Source organism: Flavobacterium buctense (assembly GCF_014486695.1).
Classification (GTDB): Bacteria; Bacteroidota; Bacteroidia; order Flavobacteriales; family Flavobacteriaceae; genus Flavobacterium; species Flavobacterium buctense.
In genome coordinates this window covers 282935-299890 of sequence record NZ_JACTAB010000004.1, presented here as the reverse complement: position 1 = coordinate 299890, position 16956 = coordinate 282935, and the positions used below count along the sequence as shown (strand labels likewise).

Sequence of the window (16956 nt, the reverse complement as noted above, 5' to 3'; positions counted from 1 at the left end):
GTTAGAAAGCCTTCGGCTTTTAGAAACGCTTTATTTTTAGATAATTAGGAGAATCAAATATTAAGGCAATCTAACAATCCAACAATCTAATAATCCAAGAGGCGCAGCCGTATCTAAAAAAATATTATTTTAGCCAAACAATACTTGTTCTATGATTTCAGAAAAACAGTTTCAAGCAGAGCTTGATATAATTATTCAAAACGGCATTCGTGAGGATATTGGTCCGGGCGATTACAGTTCGCTGGCTTGTATACCGGATACGGCCAAAGGAAAAGCCAAACTTTTAGTTAAAGACACAGGAATTATCGCCGGAGTGGAATTCGCTAAAATGGTTTTTGAAAATGTCGATCCAACATTGGAAGTCGAAGTATTTATTGAAGATGGTGCAGCAGTAAAACAGGGTGATGTTGTTTTTCATGTCTCCGGAAGCTCGCAGTCGATTTTGAAAGCCGAACGTTTGGTGCTGAATTCGATGCAAAGAATGTCAGCTATTGCCACCAAGACCCATAAGTACGTCCAACTTTTAGAAGGCACCAAAACTAAAATTTTAGATACTCGAAAAACCACTCCGGGATTTCGCGCATGTGAAAAATGGGCCGTGAAAATCGGAGGCGGAGAGAACCATCGCTTTGCGTTGTATGATATGATAATGCTGAAGGACAATCATAATGATTTTTCCGGTAGCATTACGCATGCCATTACAAAAACTAAAGCATTTTTAAAACACCATAACCTTGATTTAAAAATCATAGTCGAAGCCAGAAATTTGGCAGAAATTGAAGAAATCCTCCAGAACGAAGGCGTTTATCGCATACTGATTGACAATTTTAATTTTGAAGATACTAAAAAAGCGATTGTGCTTATTGGTGACAAATGCTTTACCGAATCCTCAGGAAACATTAATGAAACCACTATTCGTCAATATGCGGAATGTGGTGTGGATTATATTTCGTCGGGCGCTTTGACCCATTCGGTTTACAATATGGATTTAAGTTTAAAAGCCATTTAAAATGAGTATTGAAATAGAAGCCAAACTAAAGAAAATCCCGGTTGTTAAGCAATTGGTTTTACTGTTGCAAAAAATTAAATTACCTTGGCTACACGGTTTGTCACTCTATGATTTAATTGAAATTTACTTCATTGGAATTTTCGAAGGTGCTATTTCTTATCGTGCCGGAGCCATTGCTTTTAGTTTTTTCATGGCCTTGTTTCCTTTTGCACTATTTATTTTAAACCTTATTCCTTATATCCCAATTCAAGGGTTTCAACAAGATTTTTTAGATTTTGTGCAGCAAAGTGTACCGCCAACGACTTATGATGCTATAGCTGTAATCATTGATGATATTTTGCACAACAGTAACTCGGGTCTAATTTCCACCGGTTTTTTCATGGCTATTTTGTTGATGACCAATGGCGTGAATGCTATTTTAGGTGGTTTTGAAAGTTCACACCACATCAACAACCTAATGAAAAGAAAGTTCTTCCGACAGTATTTTGTATCTCTCGGTTTATCGCTATTACTCTCATTTCTGCTGATTATTACGGTTGCAGCCATTGTAATATTTGAAGTGTTGATTCAAAAAACCAAAATACAAGATGTCTTGTCCGACAATATACCGCTTATAGAAATGGGTCGTTACGCTTTTGTTATTCTAATGATATTAACAGCAACTTCTTTGTTGTTTAAGTTCGGAATTAAACGTGAAGCTAATCGTTCTTTTATTTCAATAGGTTCCGTTTTTACTACGATTTTGATTATTATTTCGTCCTATTTCTTTGGAATTTGGGTAGTGAAATTTTCTAAATACAACGAACTTTACGGTTCTATCGGAACATTGCTCGTTGTGATGTTTTACCTCTGGATTAACTGTATGGTATTGCTCTTGGGCTTCGATTTAAATGCATCTATCAATCACATCAAACGTGAAAAACAAAAAGAATTAGAGTCGCAATGAAATTAAATGTTTTACTTGGATTATTACTGATTTGTCAATTCAGTCTCTCTCAAACTATTTTTGGGAGATGGATTACTATTGATGATGAAACCGGAAATAAAAAAGGAATCGTTGAAATTTTCGAAGAGAACGGAAAAGTATACGGTAAAATCATTGAAATTCTTGAGCCAGAACACCGAAAACGAAAATGCAGCAAGTGTGAAGGAGTTAATAAAGACAAACCGATTTTAGGATTAACTATCATCAAAGGATTGACAAAAAAAGGCGATACTTATGATGGTGGTGAAATCACCGATCCGAAAAACGGGAAAACTTATCGTTGCAAAATTACTTTAGATGGTAAAGACAAATTGATTGTTCGAGGCTATTTAGGAATCTCTCTTTTTGGAAGATCACAAGTTTGGATTAGACAAAAATAATTATTCTAATAATGAATTATTTCATTGAAGTTATCATTCCGCTTTCACTACCTAAAACCTTTACTTATAGGGTTTCAGAAACTGAATATAATTTCATTAAAAAAGGAATGCGTATTGCTGTACCCTTTGGCAAAAACAAAATCTACACTGCACTTGTTGTCGATTTACATCAAAACGCACCAACGCTTTACGAAGCGAAAGAAATACACCAAATCCTTGACGAAAAACCCATCGTAAACGAATTCCAAATCAACCTTTGGTTTTGGATTGCTTCTTATTATATGTGTAATGTTGGCGATGTGTATCGCGGTGCTTTGCCTTCAGCTTTGTTGCTCGAAAGCGAAACCATTATTTCGCAACGCAAAGAAACTTTTGTCAACGAAACCGAATTGTCAGACGATGAGTTTTTGGTTTACGAAGCGTTGCAGCATCAGAGTTCGTTGAAAGTTCAAAACATCATTGATATCCTAAACAAGAAAACGATTTTACCTGTCATTCAAAGGTTAATTAATAAAAATATCATTTCGCTCGAAGAAGAAATTCAGGAAGAATACAAGCCCAAACTCACTCGTTACATACGTTTGCACGAAAATTATTCAGCAGAAGAAAACTTAATTACTCTTTTAGACAGTTTAAAATCTGATAAAAGGAAAAATTTAGTACTTCAGTATTTCCAATTGCAGGCGCAAGAACAAAAGCCAATTTCTGTAAAACAATTAACGGAAACTGCTCAAACTTCAACTGCCATCGTAAAAGTTTTGGTCGAAAAAGGTGTTTTTGAAGAATATTATATTCAGGAAGACAGAGTCAATTTCGATAAAAACAAACTCGATAACCAATTGTCTTTAAGCGAAGCGCAACAAAAAGCTTTTACTGAAATTGAAAATATATTTATAGAAAAAGACGTTTGTTTATTGCACGGCGTAACTTCCAGTGGTAAAACCGAAATCTACACCAAACTCATAGAAAATTGCATAGCAGAAGGAAAACAAGTTTTGTATTTGCTGCCCGAAATTGCTTTAACCACACAATTAGTGGGTCGTTTGACACAACATTTTGGGAACAAAGTTGCTGTTTTTCATTCGAAATACAGTAATAATGAACGGGTAGAAGTTTGGAACCAAGTTTTAAATACTTCCGAAAAAGCGCAAGTGGTAATCGGAGCAAGGTCGGCTTTGTTTTTGCCGTTTTCCAATCTAGGTTTGATCATCGTTGATGAAGAACACGAGCCAACCTTCAAACAACAAGATCCTGCGCCAAGATATCATGCTCGTGATTCGGCTATAGTTTTGGCGAATGCGCATCAGTCAAAGGTTTTATTGGGTTCGGCGACGCCAAGTATTGAAACGTATTATAATGCTACTTCGGGGAAATTTGGTTTGGTAAGTTTGAAAGAACGCTTCGGTAAAGTCCAAATGCCCGAAATTGAATTAGTCGATTTAAAAGACAGTTACTTCCGTAAAAAAATGAAAGGGCATTTCAGCCTGACATTAATTGAGCAAATCATTGAAGCTTTCACTAACAACGAGCAAGTCATTTTATTCCAAAATCGCCGTGGGTTTTCACCGGTTTTAGAATGCATGACCTGTGGTCACGTGCCGCAATGCCCGCAATGCGATGTGAGTTTGACTTACCATAAATACAAAAACCAATTGCGCTGTCATTATTGTGGTTACAATATGGCGAAACCCTCAAATTGTCATGTTTGTTCGAGTGTAGATTTGGAAACCAAAGGCTTTGGAACTGAACAAATCGAATTGGAATTAGCCGAATTATTTCCGAATAAGAATATCAAGCGAATGGACCAAGACACGACTCGCGGCAAATACAGCTTCGAAAAAATCATAGACGGATTTAAAAATCGTGAAATTGATGTTTTAGTCGGAACCCAAATGCTGGCGAAAGGTTTAGATTTTGATAATGTGTCCTTAGTTGGCATCATGAACGCTGATAATATGTTATATCATCCTGATTTTCGCGCTTTTGAGAGAAGTTACCAAATGATGACCCAAGTTTCCGGTCGTTCCGGAAGAAGTGAGAAAAGAGGTAAAGTGATTATCCAAACCTATAATCCTTTGCATAATGTCATTCAGCAAGTCACTAACAACGATTATGAAGGCATGTACAAGGAGCAATTGTACGAACGGAAGATTTACTATTATCCGCCTTTTTATCGCTTAATAAAGCTAACCTTGAAGCATCGGGATTTTGATAAATTAAAAGAAGGCTCGATGTGGTTATACCAAGTATTGCAACAAAACCTATCGATTCCTGTGCTTGGTCCGGAAGAACCGGCGATTAGTCGTATTCGAAATGAATACATTCGAACAATTATGATTAAAATTCCGAGCGAAGTGCCATTGCAAAGCACAAAAAAAACTATCCAGAAAGTACTGAATAGTTTTGATGTGGTACCGCAATACAGAACGATTAAAGTTACTGTAAATGTCGATTTTTATTGAGTAAATTTAAGCAATAGCTAAAGCTTTAATCAAATCTTCTTTTTTGTTACGGCTTAATGGGATTTTAGTCAGCCCAATTTCCGCAAATTTACTGTTGAAGCGTTCTACCTTATCAATATTAATGATATAAGATTTGTGAACTCTGATGAATTTTTCTTTCGATAAATCCTGTTCGAACGATTTCATAGTAGAAAGCACCAGATTACTGTCTTCTTCCGTTACTACTTTTACATAATCTCCGTAAGCTTCAATCCACTTAATTTTATTGGTATAAACTTTAAGTTTCTTAAGGTTACTTTTAATAAAGATATGTTCTCCTTCTTCTTCTTGATTTTCTTTCTTAAGCATATGGAAATCCATAGCTCTTCGAACAGAAGCATTAAAACGATCTAAAGCTATCGGTTTTTGTAGGTAATCCGTAGCATCATAATCAAACGCTTTCATAGCGTATTCTGCTTTCGACGTGATAAAAATAATTTGGGGTTTTACTTTTAATCCGTCTAAGAAATCAAAACCACTGATAACCGGCATCTCAATATCGAGAAAGATTAAATCAACGGTATGAACCGACATGCAATTTTTTGCTTCAATTGCATTAGAAAAATCACCTACTAAATGTAGATTCGGGTGATTATTTACTAACTTTGCAATGATCATCCTTTGGATAGAACTATCATCAACAACAACACAATTTAGTTTCATAATATTATTTATTATAGATTTGGTGATGTAAAAGTATATAGTTTTTTTCGAACCACCAAGCATTTTATCGATTATTTTTGCTTTTAAACGATATTTTTTACTTTTAGACGATTTCAGGGCTGTTGTGATTGTATTTCGAAAAACATTTTATATCTTCGCGCCCAATTTAAAATTTAACAAAATTTATTATGAATCATTACGAAACTGTTTTCATCTTAAATCCCGTTTTATCTGAAGTTCAGGTAAAGGAAACAGTAAGCAAATTTGAAGATTTTCTTACGTCAAAAGGAGCAAAGATGGTATCCAAAGAGGATTGGGGCTTAAAAAAATTAGCTTACGAAATCCAAAACAAGAAAAGTGGTTTTTACCATTTATTCGAATTCCAAGTGTCAGGAGAAGCGTTAATCGCTTTTGAAACTGAGTTCAGACGTGACGAAAGAGTGATGCGTTTCTTAACGGTAAGTTTAGACAAACACGCTATCTCTTGGGCGGAAAGAAGAAGAGCTAAATTAAAAGAAACCTCTAAAGCTTAATCATTATGGCAAATTTGCAACAATCAGCTTCAGGAAAAAAAGACGGAGATATCAGATATTTAACGCCTTTAAACATCGAAACCAACAAAACTAAAAAGTATTGTCGTTTCAAAAAATCAGGAATCAAATATGTAGACTACAAAGATCCTGACTTCTTATTGAAATTCGTAAACGAGCAAGGTAAAATTTTACCAAGACGTTTAACCGGAACTTCATTAAAATACCAAAGAAAAGTGTCTGTAGCGGTTAAAAGAGCGCGTCACTTAGCTTTAATGCCATACGTGGCCGATTTATTAAAATAATATTTAAACAATAGTTGTTGGTTTTCGTAACAGAAACCTAACTTCTCTAATAAAGGACAACAACATGGAATTGATCTTAAAACAAGACGTTCAAAATTTAGGATTTAAAGATGACGTAGTAACAGTAAAAAACGGTTACGGTCGTAATTATTTAATCCCGCAAGGGTTTGCTCAATTGGCAACACCTTCTGCCAAAAAAGTTTTAGCGGAAAACTTAAAACAAAGAGCTTTCAAAGAAGCTAAAATTGTTGATGACGCTAAAAAATTAGCTGAAGCATTAAAAGCTTTAGAAATTAAAATTACTGCAAAAGCGGGTGGAGAAAAATTATTCGGTTCAATCACCAACATCGATATCGCTTCGGCTTTAGAAACTGCTGGTCAACCAATCGATAGAAAATTCATCACAAGCGGTGTAGTTAAACGTACAGGTAAATATGCTGCAACTGTGAGATTACACAGAGAAGTAGTGATCGAATTACCATACGAAATTGTAGCAGAGAAATAATATTTCGATATACAAAGTAAAAGTCCCGATTAGCGTCGGGATTTTTTTTTGAAGCTTTTTCCCGCTTTCCACTATATCTTTTGCCTTGTTTGAGAACAAGACAAAAGGATGACGTTGCACACGAACGAAGTGACTGCCGAAGGAATCGGGGCTAGACTATAAATGCAAAACCAAAAACTCAGTAACTCAGCGACTCAGCTACTTAGTAACTTTAAAATGAAGTACAAAAGACTAACCAAAGAACAATTCGAAGCCCTACACCAAGAATTCAGTAACTTCTTAGCCACACAATCTATAGACAAAGGCGAATGGGACAAGATTAAATCCGAGAAACCCGAAGTAGCCGAACAAGAATTAGACGTTTTCTCTGATCTAATTTGGGAAGGCGTTTTAACCAATGCACAATACTTAGAGCATTTTTCTAAAAATCACATCTTTCTTTTTCATTGTCAGGAAAAGTTTATTCAGTCTATAGTGTTGAAAGCATTAAACCCGGAAGTCAATTTCATGGAGAAAGAAGGCTTGCAATGGCTAAGCGACAACTTATTTACCGATACCGTTGAAATCCATTTAGGCAAAAAAGACTATGAAGACGGAAGAAATACTTCTATCTTCGATTTAATTACGCAAGGCGCGATTTTAAGTGACGGACAATTATACCTGCAAATCAACGGAATAATTCAGGCGTAAAGTTTATTCCTTTTTCAAAAATATTGGCTATTTTAGTGCGCACAATTTGCAACTAGTATAGCCAATTTCTTTTTATGGATATTCCCAAAATCATTCAGGATTTACGTGACGAACTCAACCAACACAACCACAATTATTATGTGTTGGACAAACCAACCATTTCCGACTTTGAATTTGACCAAAAGTTAAAACAACTTCAAGAGTTAGAAAACCAACATCCTGAATTGTTTGACGAAAACTCTCCAACGCAACGTGTTGGCGGAACGATTACCAAAAATTTCCAAACGCTTGTTCACGATTATCGCATGTATTCGTTGGACAATTCCTATTCTACAGAAGATTTAACCGATTGGGAAACCCGAATCCAGAAAGTCTTAGGCAATGTGCCGCTACAATACACTTGCGAATTAAAATACGATGGCGCTTCGATTTCCATTACTTATGAAAATGGAAAATTAAAACGTGCCGTAACTCGAGGTGACGGTTTTCAAGGAGATGATGTCACCAATAATATAAAAACCATAAAATCGATTCCACTTAAATTAAAAGGAAGTTATCCGGAACGATTTGACATTCGCGGCGAAATTATTCTGCCGTTTGAAGGTTTCGAGAAAATGAATCAGGAACTGATTGAAATCGGCGAAACACCTTATTCCAATCCAAGAAATACCGCATCGGGAAGTTTGAAGTTGCAAGACAGTAGCGAAGTCGCCAAACGACCTTTAGAGTGTTTATTATACTTTATAGTAGGTAACAATCTCAATATCAAAACCCAATTTGAAGGATTAGAAGCCGCGAGAAATTGGGGTTTCAAAGTCCCGAAAGAAGCCAGATTGGCCAATAGTTTAGAAGAAGTTTTCGAATACATTAATTATTGGGACGAGCATCGGCACAAATTGCCGTATGAAACTGATGGCGTTGTAATTAAGGTCAATAGTTTCCAACATCAAGATGAATTGGGTTATACCGCTAAATCTCCGCGTTGGGCTATGGCTTATAAATTCAAAGCTGAACAAGTTTCTACTAAATTAAATTCGATTTCTTATCAAGTAGGCCGAACCGGTTCGATTACGCCTGTAGCCAATTTGGAACCGGTACAATTAGCCGGAACGATTGTAAAAAGAGCTTCTTTACACAATGCCGACCAAATTGAAAAGCTCGACATTAGAATAGGCGATACCGTTTTTGTTGAAAAAGGAGGCGAAATCATTCCGAAGATTATTGCCGTTGATTTATCGAAAAGAAATCCGGATGCTCAAAGAACACAATACATTTCTCATTGCCCTGAATGCCATTCGGAACTAGTTAGAACAGAAGGTGAAGCCAATCATTACTGCCCGAATTTTTATGGTTGTCCGCCACAAATTATTGGTAGAATTCAGCATTTCATTTCGCGCAAAGCGATGGATATTGAAGGGCTTGGAGGAGAAACTGTCGCTTTACTTTTCAATAATGGTTTAGTAAACGATTTCGCTGATTTATACGAACTCACGGTTGAGCAAATTTTGCCTTTAGAACGTATGGCGCAGAAATCGGCTGAAAATTTAATCAATGGCGTTCAAAAATCGAAAGAAGTGCCGTTTGAAAGGGTTTTGTACGCGATAGGAATTCGGTATGTTGGAGAAACGGTTGCTAAGAAATTAGCCAAACATTATAAAACTATCGATGCGCTTCAAAATGCTTCCTTAATGGATTTGATTTTGGTGGATGAAATAGGAGAGAAGATTGCCCAAAGCGTTATTGAATTTTTCGAAAATGAAGAGAATGTACACATTATTGAGCGTTTGAAACAATTTGGTGTTCAATTAGAACTTATCGAAAAACACAATCCAAACGCAACGGATAAATTAGTTGGCAAAACCTTTGTTGTTTCCGGCGTCTTCGAAAAATTCTCGCGCGACGATTTGAAAAAAGCCATTGAAGATAATGGTGGAAAAGTCGGTAGTTCCATTTCAGCCAAGACTGATTTTGTGGTTGCGGGAGACAATATGGGTCCGGCCAAATTGGAAAAAGCCAACCAACTAAAAGTCCCGATTATTACTGAAGATGACTTTTTAGTAATGATTTCTTAGTAAGGAAAAGCGTATTTTTTTATCGATTTAATCATTTGGTATTATTTTTTGTCTTAATTTTAATAATCCAAAAATGATTTTCATGTTTACAAAAGACAACATTTTAAAGTCATTGACCTTTGGCTATTTCATTATAGCTTTTTTTGAAATAGTTTCAGAATACCTTGCCTATACACCATTTATTTGCTCTCTTAAACCACTTATTCCGCTACTATTGGTCGTGATTTATCTTGTAAATTCAACTGTAAAGAATCCGGTTTTTGTCATTGTTTTATTGCTTTCAATGGTCGTTAACATATTGTTTATTCCCAATACACCAATTTGTCTTTACTATGCTTTGATTATTTTTACCATACACCGAGTAGTAATAATTTATCTCATTTTTTCCTTGCAAAAGGTAAAAGATTTTATTCCGATTATTATTGCAACAATCCCTTTTCTGCTTATTTTCTTTTACTTATTTATTGAGACCAACGACATTCCGCAGAACAGTTTTTATTTATTGATTTTACAAAATATCCTGATTTCAATTTTCGCCGGTATTGCGCTCTCTAGTTATGTAATGTATGATAACAAACAAAACTCAGTATTATTGATATCAGTATTGCTTTTTGTAATGTTACAGTTTACAGTTTTTATTGAAAAGTATTTTTTAGTCAATGAGTTTCAAAGGCTATTCCGTCCTTTGGCCATGACTTTTAATACTTTGGCTTTCTTTTCCTTTTACAAGTATGTACTATTGGCTGAAAAATCAAACAACAATTGATTTTCCTTTACTTGTAACCGATTTGGTATCTTCAAAGTAGAAATCTATTCGGCCCAAATTAATGCCATAACAACCCACTTGATTGACCAAAACATCGTTGCCTAGTGCATTTTTTATAACAGTCGGTTTGTCTAAGAAAGTATGTGTATGACCACCAATGATTAAGTCAATGTCTTGGGTTAAAGTAGCGAGTTTGGTGTCACAGATTTTGTCAGGTTCATTTTTATATTGATAACCTAGGTGGGAAAGGCAAATCACCAAATCACATTTCTTTTCGTGTTTTAAAATGCGCGACATGTCTTTAGCAACGGTTAACGGATCATTGTAAACGGTTTCTTTATAGTTTTTCTTATCAACCAAACCGTCCAATCCAATCCCAAGACCGAAGACACCCACTTTAATTCCGTTTTTGTCAATAATTTTATAAGGTTTTACATGACCATTCATTATAGTATTTTTAAAATCATAATTGGCAGAAACAAATTCAAAGCCTGCATTAGGCAATTGCGTAAATAATCCATCAATACCGTTGTCGAAATCATGGTTTCCAATGGTGGCTAAATCGTATTGCATCATGCTCATCAGTTTGAATTCCAATTCACCTCCGTAGTAATTAAAATAAGGCGTTCCTTGAAAAATATCACCGGCATCAAGCAACAAGACATTGGGGTTTTCTTTGCGAATACTTTCGATTAATGCTGCTCTTCGGGCAACGCCGCCCATATTAGGATTTCTCGGATGATTCGCCGGAAAGGGATCGATATAGCTGTGAACATCATTCGTATGTAAAACCGTAAGATGTTTTGTGTTTAAAGTATTGAAACTACTCAATGAAAGTCCGCCAAGTCCTAAAAAAGCCGAACTTACCGCTGTTTTTTGTATAAAATCTCTTCTTTTCATCTTAAGGTTCTTTACTGATTCTGATGTCTTTATTGGCTGTAATAACTTTGTTTTCCTTGAAATAATCTATAATGATATTTCGAAGCTTATAATCTAAGTCATATTTTTCAACACCTTTTTTAAAGAAAAGCATATTGTCTCCACCATTTACCAAATAATCGGAAGTCACTACATAATAAATTTTGTTACTATGCAATGCTTTTCCATCGACTAAAATATTTTTAGGTTGATTGTCTTTGTCTATGGTAAAAGTTAAGCCTTTGAGCGGATGCGGTTTTTTCTCAGTAATGATATAATTGACCATTTCCATAATTTGTTCTTCTTTTAAACCTATTACAAAAGCACTGTTTTCGAAAGGCATTATTTCGTAGGCATTTCGCGCAGTAACATCGCCTTTTGAAATAATTGTTCTGATACCACCATGGTTCAGCAAACAAATGTCAATGGATTTCTTTTCTCTAAGTTGGAAAATGACATTTGATTTTTCAAAAGTTATATCCGACAAAAAATTTCCCATAGGAGTTTGCCATTCGCCTGATTTATCCAAAGTTTCCGGAGCATTGGATAAAACCAAACTCAAATCTTTATCAATTCTATCGCGATAAGGTTTGATAAAGTTTTCAATTTGAGTCTGTTCTGAATTTTGGGCAGTGATTGCAATTTGTTTGCCTTCAATACGTGTAACCGTATATTTTTTTTCCGCACAGGAAATTAGGCTTGTAAATGTTAATAATAAAACAAAATGTTTCAATACAACGTTATAGTTTTTTAGTTTTACCATCGCTTTTGGCGCTAATTTTAGTAATTTTGTAATTCAAGTAAAAGTAGTATGTTTTTAAATTACTTAAAGGATTTTTCAACAAAAAAAATAGTTAAGAAAAGCTTATCAAATGTTAAGCATTTGGCTTCGGATAATGCGATCAAAACTGTAGGGATTATTTTTGATGAAACTTACTTTTACGAAAGAGAAGCAATGGTTCAGGAGTTAATTCAGAATGGAATTGCAGAAAGTGATATTCAAGTTTTGGTATTTAAGAATAAAATTAAAAAGAATGAAGTTTTTGATTATCCAACATTCAGCCATAAAGATTTGAGTTGGCACGGAACAGTGGATAAAAAAGAAGTGAAATATTTTATTGCCGAACCTTTTGATTTGTTGATCAATTATTATGATACAGAGAAAGTTGCTTTGTTGTTGGTTTCTCACCAATCTAAAGCTAATTTTAAAGTAGGTTTTGCCTCAATTGACAAAAGGCTTAATCATTTTATGATAGAAACCAATGCTGAAAATTACAAAGTCTTTATGGACGAATTATTCAAATATTTAAAAATTCTAAACAAAATTTAAAATGCAATCACTAATCGGCACCGGAGTTGCCCTTGTTACCCCTTTCAAAAAAGATTTTTCAGTAGATGTTGAAGCTTTAAAAGCCATTGTTAACTTTCAAGTAGACAATGGAATCGATTATTTAGTTGTTCTAGGTACAACCGCAGAAACCGCTACTTTAACAAAGGATGAAAAGGAATTGGTAATAAAGACAATTGTGGATGCCAATAAAGGAAGATTGCCTCTGGTTTTAGGGGTTGGAAGTAACAACACCAGTGAAGTTGTGGCCGAATTAAAATCAAGAGATTTCTCAGATTTTGTAGCGATACTTTCTGTCTCACCTTATTACAATAAACCAACACAAGAAGGGATTTTCCAACATTTTAAAGCCATTGCTGAAGCATCACCACTTCCAATTATTTTGTATAATGTACCAGGAAGAACAGCCAGTAATATGTTGCCATCAACGATTATTCGTTTGGCGAATGATTTTAAAAATATCGTTGCCGTTAAAGAAGCCGCAGGGGACATTGTTCAAGCCATGAAATTGATTCAAGGCAAACCAAAAGATTTTCTGGTTATTTCCGGGGATGACATGATTACTTTACCAATGGTTTTGGCCGGAGGATCAGGCGTTATTTCTGTGATTGCAGAAGGTTTTCCTAAACAATTTTCAGAAATGGTGCATTTAGGATTGAATAAAAGAGTGGAAGAGGCTTACCAATTGCACTATCTTTTAGCGGAGGCAATTGATATGATTTTTGAGCAAGGCAATCCGGCTGGAATTAAAGAAGTATTTAAATCATTAGGTTTATCAGAGAATACAGTTCGTTTACCTTTAGTAAATACAGACGAAAATTTGGCTAAACGCCTTCATGAATTCACTAATAAAATTTCGAAAATGTAATTTTTTTCAAAAGGAAAAAAATATTTTGTAGTAAACAATTAATAACTAAATTTGCAGTTGCTTTTTAGGTCACAAAATGTGTTTAAAATCAGCAGCATTTAACATCATAATGAAGAAACTTTTAACCTTATTTGCCTTTGTAGTATTGTTTTCGTCTTGTAGCGAATACCAAAATGCACTAAAATCAGAAGATGTAGCCGTTAAGTTTGATATGGCAACAAAAATGTATGAGGCCAATAAATATGGTAAAGCCATTCGCCTTTTTGAGCAAATTGCTCCGGCATACAAGGGAAAACCATCTGCTGAAAAAATGTTTTACATGTATTCTCAATCGCTTTACAAAACCAACCAGTTTTATTTAGCAGGGTATCAATTTGAGAATTTTGCTTCGAGTTATCCGAGAAGTGAAAAGATGGAAGAAGCTTCATTTCTTGGAGCAAAATGTTTTTCAAAGTTATCTCCGGTTTATAGTTTAGATCAAATAGATACCTATAAAGCGGTAGAAAAATTGCAAAATTTTATCGATGTTTATCCTGAATCTCAATATTTGACAGAAGCCAATACTATTGCCAAAGCTTTAAGAGAAAAGTTGGAGATGAAAGCTTATGAAAACGCTAAAATCTACAATACAGTTTCAGATTATAAAGCTTCAATGGTCGCATTTGATAACTTTATCATTGAGTTTCCTGGTACACCATATAAAGAGGCTGCTTTATTTTACAAATTAGATTCGGCATACAAGTTAGCCATTAATAGCGTTCCTTCAAAAATGGAAGAGCGATTGAATAATGCCAAAGCGGCTTACAGCAGTTTAATAAAGCACAAAGCAGATACTAAATACAAATCAGAAGCTGACGAAATGTTGGCTCGAATTGAAACCGATTTAAAACAATTTTCTAAATAAAAAAGTCATGGATTTAAAAAAGACGAATGCACCGGTAAACACAATCACTTACAACAAAACTGTAATTGAAGAGCGCACCGGCAATGTTTACGAGGCAATAACGATAATGGCTAAAAGAGCAAACCAAATCAATTCAGAAATCAAAAAAGAATTGACTGAAAAATTAGAAGAGTTTGCTACCTATAACGATAGTCTTGAAGAAATCTTTGAAAACAAAGAACAAATCGAAGTTTCAAAATACTACGAAAAATTACCAAAACCACACGCATTGGCTGTTCAAGAATGGCTTGATGACAAAATTTACTACAGAGATACTACAAAAGACTAATTCAGATGTCTGTTTTAAGCGGTAAAAAGATTTTACTCGGCGTTTCCGGTGGAATCGCAGCCTATAAGACAGCCTCATTAGTTAGATTATTTATAAAAGCCGGTGCTGATGTCCAAGTGGTCATGACACCGGCTTCTAAGGATTTTGTAACACCGTTAACTTTATCCACACTTTCCAAAAATCCGGTACATTCCACTTTTTACAACGAAGAAGATGAGAATGCCCAATGGAACAACCACGTTGAATTAGGGCTTTGGGCCGATTTGATGCTTATTGCTCCGGCAACAGCCAATACGCTTTCTAAAATGGCGAATGGCAATTGCGATAATCTTTTAATTGCTACTTATTTATCGGCTAAATGTCCGGTTTACTTTGCTCCGGCAATGGATTTGGATATGTATAAACATCCATCTACGGTTTCAAGTTTTACTTTATTGAAGCAATTTGGGAACATCATGATTCCGGCTGAAAGTGGTGAATTGGCCAGTGGTTTATCCGGCGAAGGCCGAATGGCAGAACCCGAAAATATTGTTGCTTTTTTAGAAAATGATTTAGAAAGTAAATTGCCTTTGCGAGGTATAAAAATCATGATTACGGCCGGTCCAACCTACGAAGCGATTGATCCGGTTCGATTTATAGGGAATCATTCTTCGGGTAAAATGGGATTTGATATTGCTAAAAGTGCGGCCAAACTTGGTGCAAAAGTGATTTTAATCTCCGGACCAACAAATTTTGATGTACAAAATACGACTATCAATTTAATCCGAGTGACTTCGGCTCAAGAAATGTACGAAGCCTGTCACCAATATTTCAATGATATTGATGTTGCTATTTGCGCTGCAGCCGTTGCCGATTATAAACCTAAAGTGGTAGCCGACCAAAAGATTAAGAAATCGGATGCCGCTTTTAGCATCGAATTGGAAAAGACAAAAGATATTTTAGCTTCATTGGGACAAATCAAACAAAATCAATACTTAATCGGCTTTGCTTTGGAAACCGAGAATGAAATTGACAATGCGAAGTTGAAAATTCAGAAAAAAAACTTAGATTTGATTGTTTTAAATTCGCTGCAAGATAAAGGTGCCGGTTTTGGTTCGGCCACTAACAAAGTCACTTTTATAGATAAAGATTTTGTAATTGAACCGATGCCTCTAAAATCCAAAGAAGCTGTAGCGGAAGATATAATAAACAAAGTAATTTCTCGTTATCAATAAGGTCAGAGAAATAAAATCGCTTTAAATGATTTTGACTTGTCATGATTGAAGTGACAGAGAAAAATAATATACATTTACACATGAAAAAAATTGTCAGTATTCTTTTTTTGTTTTGGATTGGAATGACCAATGCGCAACAATTGAATTGTTCGGTTCAAGTCAACTCAGATAAAATTGCCAGTACGAATAATCAGATTTTTAAAAACTTAGAGAAATCGATTAGTGAGTTTGTCAACAAAACGGATTGGACAGGAGAAAGTTATAAACAAAATGAAAAAATCAATTGTTCAATGGTTATCACTTTGAATACTTACGATTCAAATGCTTTTACGGCCACTATTCAAGTGGAATCTTCCAGACCAATTTTTAATTCTTCTTATGCTTCACCCGTATTTAATTATAATGACAAAGATTTTGGATTTCGCTACATAGAATTTGAAAATTTACTTTTTAATCCGGCTACTTTTGATTCTAATTTGATTTCTGTTTTGGCCTTTTACAGTTATATGATCCTTGGATTTGATGCAGATACTTACACATTATATGGTGGAAAACAATGGTTTGATGTTGCTCAAGAAATTGTAACCGTTGCCCAGCAAAGCGGATACAAAGGCTGGAGTCAATCCGATGGGAATCAAAATAGATTTTTTTTAGTCAACGACATGCTTTCGGGAACTTTCGATGCTTTTAGAGAAACCATGTACCTGTATCACAGAGAAGGTTTAGACAATATGACCAAAGATTTAAAAACTTCAAAGGAGAAAATTTTAGAGTCTATTACAATAATGAGTGGTATTTATAAAGTGCGTTCCAATGCCTTTTTGACCAGAGTATTCTTTGATGCTAAAGTAGATGAAATTGTCTCTATTCTTTCCGGTGGGCCCAAAGTTCCAATTTCAGAAACTATAGAAACGTTGAACAGAATTTCGCCACTCAATTCGAGTAAATGGGCAACCATCAAGTTATAATT

General features: G+C 35.0%; 19 protein-coding genes. 16 read left to right on the top strand and 3 right to left on the bottom strand.

All coding sequences use genetic code 11. From position 1 onward, the window contains the following. The first annotated feature begins 151 nt into the window (after nucleotides 1-151). From nadC to priA, 4 genes are read left to right on the top strand one after another with little or no spacing between them, the layout of a single operon-like run. Complete coding sequence (nadC, locus tag ICG50_RS08770; RefSeq protein WP_187660531.1) at nucleotides 152-1009, top strand: carboxylating nicotinate-nucleotide diphosphorylase; 858 nt, start codon at nucleotides 152-154, stop codon at nucleotides 1007-1009. Between the two features lies 1 nt (nucleotide 1010). Further along, complete coding sequence (locus tag ICG50_RS08765; RefSeq protein WP_187660530.1) at nucleotides 1011-1955, top strand: YihY/virulence factor BrkB family protein; 945 nt, start codon at nucleotides 1011-1013, stop codon at nucleotides 1953-1955. After that, entirely contained in the window at nucleotides 1952-2374 is a 423-nt protein-coding gene (locus tag ICG50_RS08760) for a DUF2147 domain-containing protein (RefSeq protein WP_187660529.1), read from the top strand. The genes ICG50_RS08765 and ICG50_RS08760 overlap by 4 nt, the downstream gene beginning before the upstream one ends. An 11-nt stretch (nucleotides 2375-2385) precedes the next feature. Then, nucleotides 2386-4836 (top strand): replication restart helicase PriA, encoded by a 2451-nt coding sequence (priA, locus tag ICG50_RS08755; protein WP_187660528.1) that lies wholly within the window; start codon nucleotides 2386-2388, stop codon nucleotides 4834-4836. Between the two features lie 6 nt (nucleotides 4837-4842). On the opposite strand, the gene ICG50_RS08750 is transcribed toward priA, so the two are convergent. Beyond that, nucleotides 4843-5538 carry a LytR/AlgR family response regulator transcription factor gene (locus ICG50_RS08750; protein WP_121313595.1) on the bottom strand — a complete coding sequence of 232 codons (696 nt, stop codon included), beginning with the start codon at nucleotides 5536-5538 and terminating at the stop codon, nucleotides 4843-4845. A 188-nt stretch (nucleotides 5539-5726) separates the two neighbouring features. On the opposite strand from ICG50_RS08750, the gene rpsF reads away from it, so the two are divergent. From rpsF to ICG50_RS08720, 6 genes are all read left to right on the top strand, one after another. Beyond that, nucleotides 5727-6071 carry a 30S ribosomal protein S6 gene (gene rpsF, locus ICG50_RS08745; RefSeq protein ID WP_176306019.1) on the top strand — a complete coding sequence of 115 codons (345 nt, stop codon included), beginning with the start codon at nucleotides 5727-5729 and terminating at the stop codon, nucleotides 6069-6071. A 5-nt stretch (nucleotides 6072-6076) separates the two neighbouring features. Continuing rightward, complete coding sequence (gene rpsR, locus ICG50_RS08740; RefSeq protein ID WP_131476582.1) at nucleotides 6077-6373, top strand: 30S ribosomal protein S18; 297 nt, start codon at nucleotides 6077-6079, stop codon at nucleotides 6371-6373. Between the two features lie 64 nt (nucleotides 6374-6437). Then, on the top strand, nucleotides 6438-6878 hold the full coding sequence (gene rplI, locus ICG50_RS08735; RefSeq protein WP_187660527.1) for a 50S ribosomal protein L9: 441 nt from the start codon (nucleotides 6438-6440) through the stop codon (nucleotides 6876-6878). 216 nt (nucleotides 6879-7094) lie between these two features. Then, on the top strand, nucleotides 7095-7568 hold the full coding sequence (locus ICG50_RS08730; RefSeq protein WP_187660526.1) for a DUF6495 family protein: 474 nt from the start codon (nucleotides 7095-7097) through the stop codon (nucleotides 7566-7568). Nucleotides 7569-7642: 74 nt separating this feature from the next. Further along, entirely contained in the window at nucleotides 7643-9640 is a 1998-nt protein-coding gene (gene ligA, locus ICG50_RS08725) for an NAD-dependent DNA ligase LigA (RefSeq protein WP_187660525.1), read from the top strand. A gap of 82 nt (nucleotides 9641-9722) precedes the next feature. Next, on the top strand, nucleotides 9723-10406 hold the full coding sequence (locus tag ICG50_RS08720) for a hypothetical protein (protein ID WP_187660524.1): 684 nt from the start codon (nucleotides 9723-9725) through the stop codon (nucleotides 10404-10406). On the opposite strand, the gene ICG50_RS08715 is transcribed toward ICG50_RS08720, so the two are convergent. Together ICG50_RS08715 and ICG50_RS08710 are read right to left on the bottom strand one after the other, a co-directional pair. After that, the gene (locus ICG50_RS08715; RefSeq protein WP_187660523.1) at nucleotides 10392-11306 is read right to left on the bottom strand and encodes a bifunctional metallophosphatase/5'-nucleotidase; all 915 of its coding nucleotides are present in this window, start codon (nucleotides 11304-11306) and stop codon (nucleotides 10392-10394) included. The genes ICG50_RS08720 and ICG50_RS08715 overlap by 15 nt on opposite strands. Nucleotide 11307: 1 nt before the next feature. Beyond that, nucleotides 11308-12087: a 5'-nucleotidase C-terminal domain-containing protein gene (locus tag ICG50_RS08710; RefSeq protein ID WP_187660522.1), complete on the bottom strand. Its 780-nt coding sequence runs from the start codon at nucleotides 12085-12087 to the stop codon at nucleotides 11308-11310. Between the two features lie 48 nt (nucleotides 12088-12135). On the opposite strand from ICG50_RS08710, the gene ICG50_RS08705 reads away from it, so the two are divergent. The 6 genes from ICG50_RS08705 (at nucleotide 12136) to porD (ending at nucleotide 16954) form a co-directional block, all read left to right on the top strand. Then, entirely contained in the window at nucleotides 12136-12654 is a 519-nt protein-coding gene (locus ICG50_RS08705) for a DUF6913 domain-containing protein (RefSeq protein ID WP_187660521.1), read from the top strand. 1 nt (nucleotide 12655) lies between these two features. Continuing rightward, complete coding sequence (gene dapA, locus ICG50_RS08700; protein ID WP_187660520.1) at nucleotides 12656-13540, top strand: 4-hydroxy-tetrahydrodipicolinate synthase; 885 nt, start codon at nucleotides 12656-12658, stop codon at nucleotides 13538-13540. Between the two features lie 109 nt (nucleotides 13541-13649). Then, nucleotides 13650-14444, top strand: a complete 795-nt coding sequence (locus ICG50_RS08695; RefSeq protein WP_187660519.1) for an outer membrane protein assembly factor BamD — start codon at nucleotides 13650-13652, stop codon at nucleotides 14442-14444. A gap of 7 nt (nucleotides 14445-14451) precedes the next feature. After that, nucleotides 14452-14772, top strand: coding sequence for a DNA-directed RNA polymerase subunit omega (locus ICG50_RS08690; protein ID WP_121313610.1), 321 nt, complete (start codon nucleotides 14452-14454; stop codon nucleotides 14770-14772). A 5-nt stretch (nucleotides 14773-14777) separates the two neighbouring features. Next, nucleotides 14778-15986 carry a bifunctional phosphopantothenoylcysteine decarboxylase/phosphopantothenate--cysteine ligase CoaBC gene (gene coaBC, locus ICG50_RS08685; protein WP_187660518.1) on the top strand — a complete coding sequence of 403 codons (1209 nt, stop codon included), beginning with the start codon at nucleotides 14778-14780 and terminating at the stop codon, nucleotides 15984-15986. Between the two features lie 80 nt (nucleotides 15987-16066). Further along, nucleotides 16067-16954, top strand: a complete 888-nt coding sequence (gene porD, locus ICG50_RS08680; RefSeq protein ID WP_187660517.1) for a type IX secretion system protein PorD — start codon at nucleotides 16067-16069, stop codon at nucleotides 16952-16954. Nucleotides 16955-16956: the final 2 nt, after the last annotated feature.

What these genes read in the sequence shown, in the direction of transcription:
- nadC (WP_187660531.1), top strand. Translation starts at nt 152, where the DNA reads ATGATTTCAGAAAAACAGTTTCAAGCAGAGCTTGATATAATTATTCAA.
- ICG50_RS08765 (WP_187660530.1), top strand. Translation starts at nt 1,011, where the DNA reads ATGAGTATTGAAATAGAAGCCAAACTAAAGAAAATCCCGGTTGTTAAG.
- ICG50_RS08760 (WP_187660529.1), top strand. Translation starts at nt 1,952, where the DNA reads ATGAAATTAAATGTTTTACTTGGATTATTACTGATTTGTCAATTCAGT.
- priA (WP_187660528.1), top strand. Translation starts at nt 2,386, where the DNA reads ATGAATTATTTCATTGAAGTTATCATTCCGCTTTCACTACCTAAAACC.
- ICG50_RS08750 (WP_121313595.1), bottom strand. Translation starts at nt 5,538, where the DNA reads ATGAAACTAAATTGTGTTGTTGTTGATGATAGTTCTATCCAAAGGATG.
- rpsF (WP_176306019.1), top strand. Translation starts at nt 5,727, where the DNA reads ATGAATCATTACGAAACTGTTTTCATCTTAAATCCCGTTTTATCTGAA.
- rpsR (WP_131476582.1), top strand. Translation starts at nt 6,077, where the DNA reads ATGGCAAATTTGCAACAATCAGCTTCAGGAAAAAAAGACGGAGATATC.
- rplI (WP_187660527.1), top strand. Translation starts at nt 6,438, where the DNA reads ATGGAATTGATCTTAAAACAAGACGTTCAAAATTTAGGATTTAAAGAT.
- ICG50_RS08730 (WP_187660526.1), top strand. Translation starts at nt 7,095, where the DNA reads ATGAAGTACAAAAGACTAACCAAAGAACAATTCGAAGCCCTACACCAA.
- ligA (WP_187660525.1), top strand. Translation starts at nt 7,643, where the DNA reads ATGGATATTCCCAAAATCATTCAGGATTTACGTGACGAACTCAACCAA.
- ICG50_RS08720 (WP_187660524.1), top strand. Translation starts at nt 9,723, where the DNA reads ATGTTTACAAAAGACAACATTTTAAAGTCATTGACCTTTGGCTATTTC.
- ICG50_RS08715 (WP_187660523.1), bottom strand. Translation starts at nt 11,306, where the DNA reads ATGAAAAGAAGAGATTTTATACAAAAAACAGCGGTAAGTTCGGCTTTT.
- ICG50_RS08710 (WP_187660522.1), bottom strand. Translation starts at nt 12,087, where the DNA reads ATGGTAAAACTAAAAAACTATAACGTTGTATTGAAACATTTTGTTTTA.
- ICG50_RS08705 (WP_187660521.1), top strand. Translation starts at nt 12,136, where the DNA reads ATGTTTTTAAATTACTTAAAGGATTTTTCAACAAAAAAAATAGTTAAG.
- dapA (WP_187660520.1), top strand. Translation starts at nt 12,656, where the DNA reads ATGCAATCACTAATCGGCACCGGAGTTGCCCTTGTTACCCCTTTCAAA.
- ICG50_RS08695 (WP_187660519.1), top strand. Translation starts at nt 13,650, where the DNA reads ATGAAGAAACTTTTAACCTTATTTGCCTTTGTAGTATTGTTTTCGTCT.
- ICG50_RS08690 (WP_121313610.1), top strand. Translation starts at nt 14,452, where the DNA reads ATGGATTTAAAAAAGACGAATGCACCGGTAAACACAATCACTTACAAC.
- coaBC (WP_187660518.1), top strand. Translation starts at nt 14,778, where the DNA reads ATGTCTGTTTTAAGCGGTAAAAAGATTTTACTCGGCGTTTCCGGTGGA.
- porD (WP_187660517.1), top strand. Translation starts at nt 16,067, where the DNA reads ATGAAAAAAATTGTCAGTATTCTTTTTTTGTTTTGGATTGGAATGACC.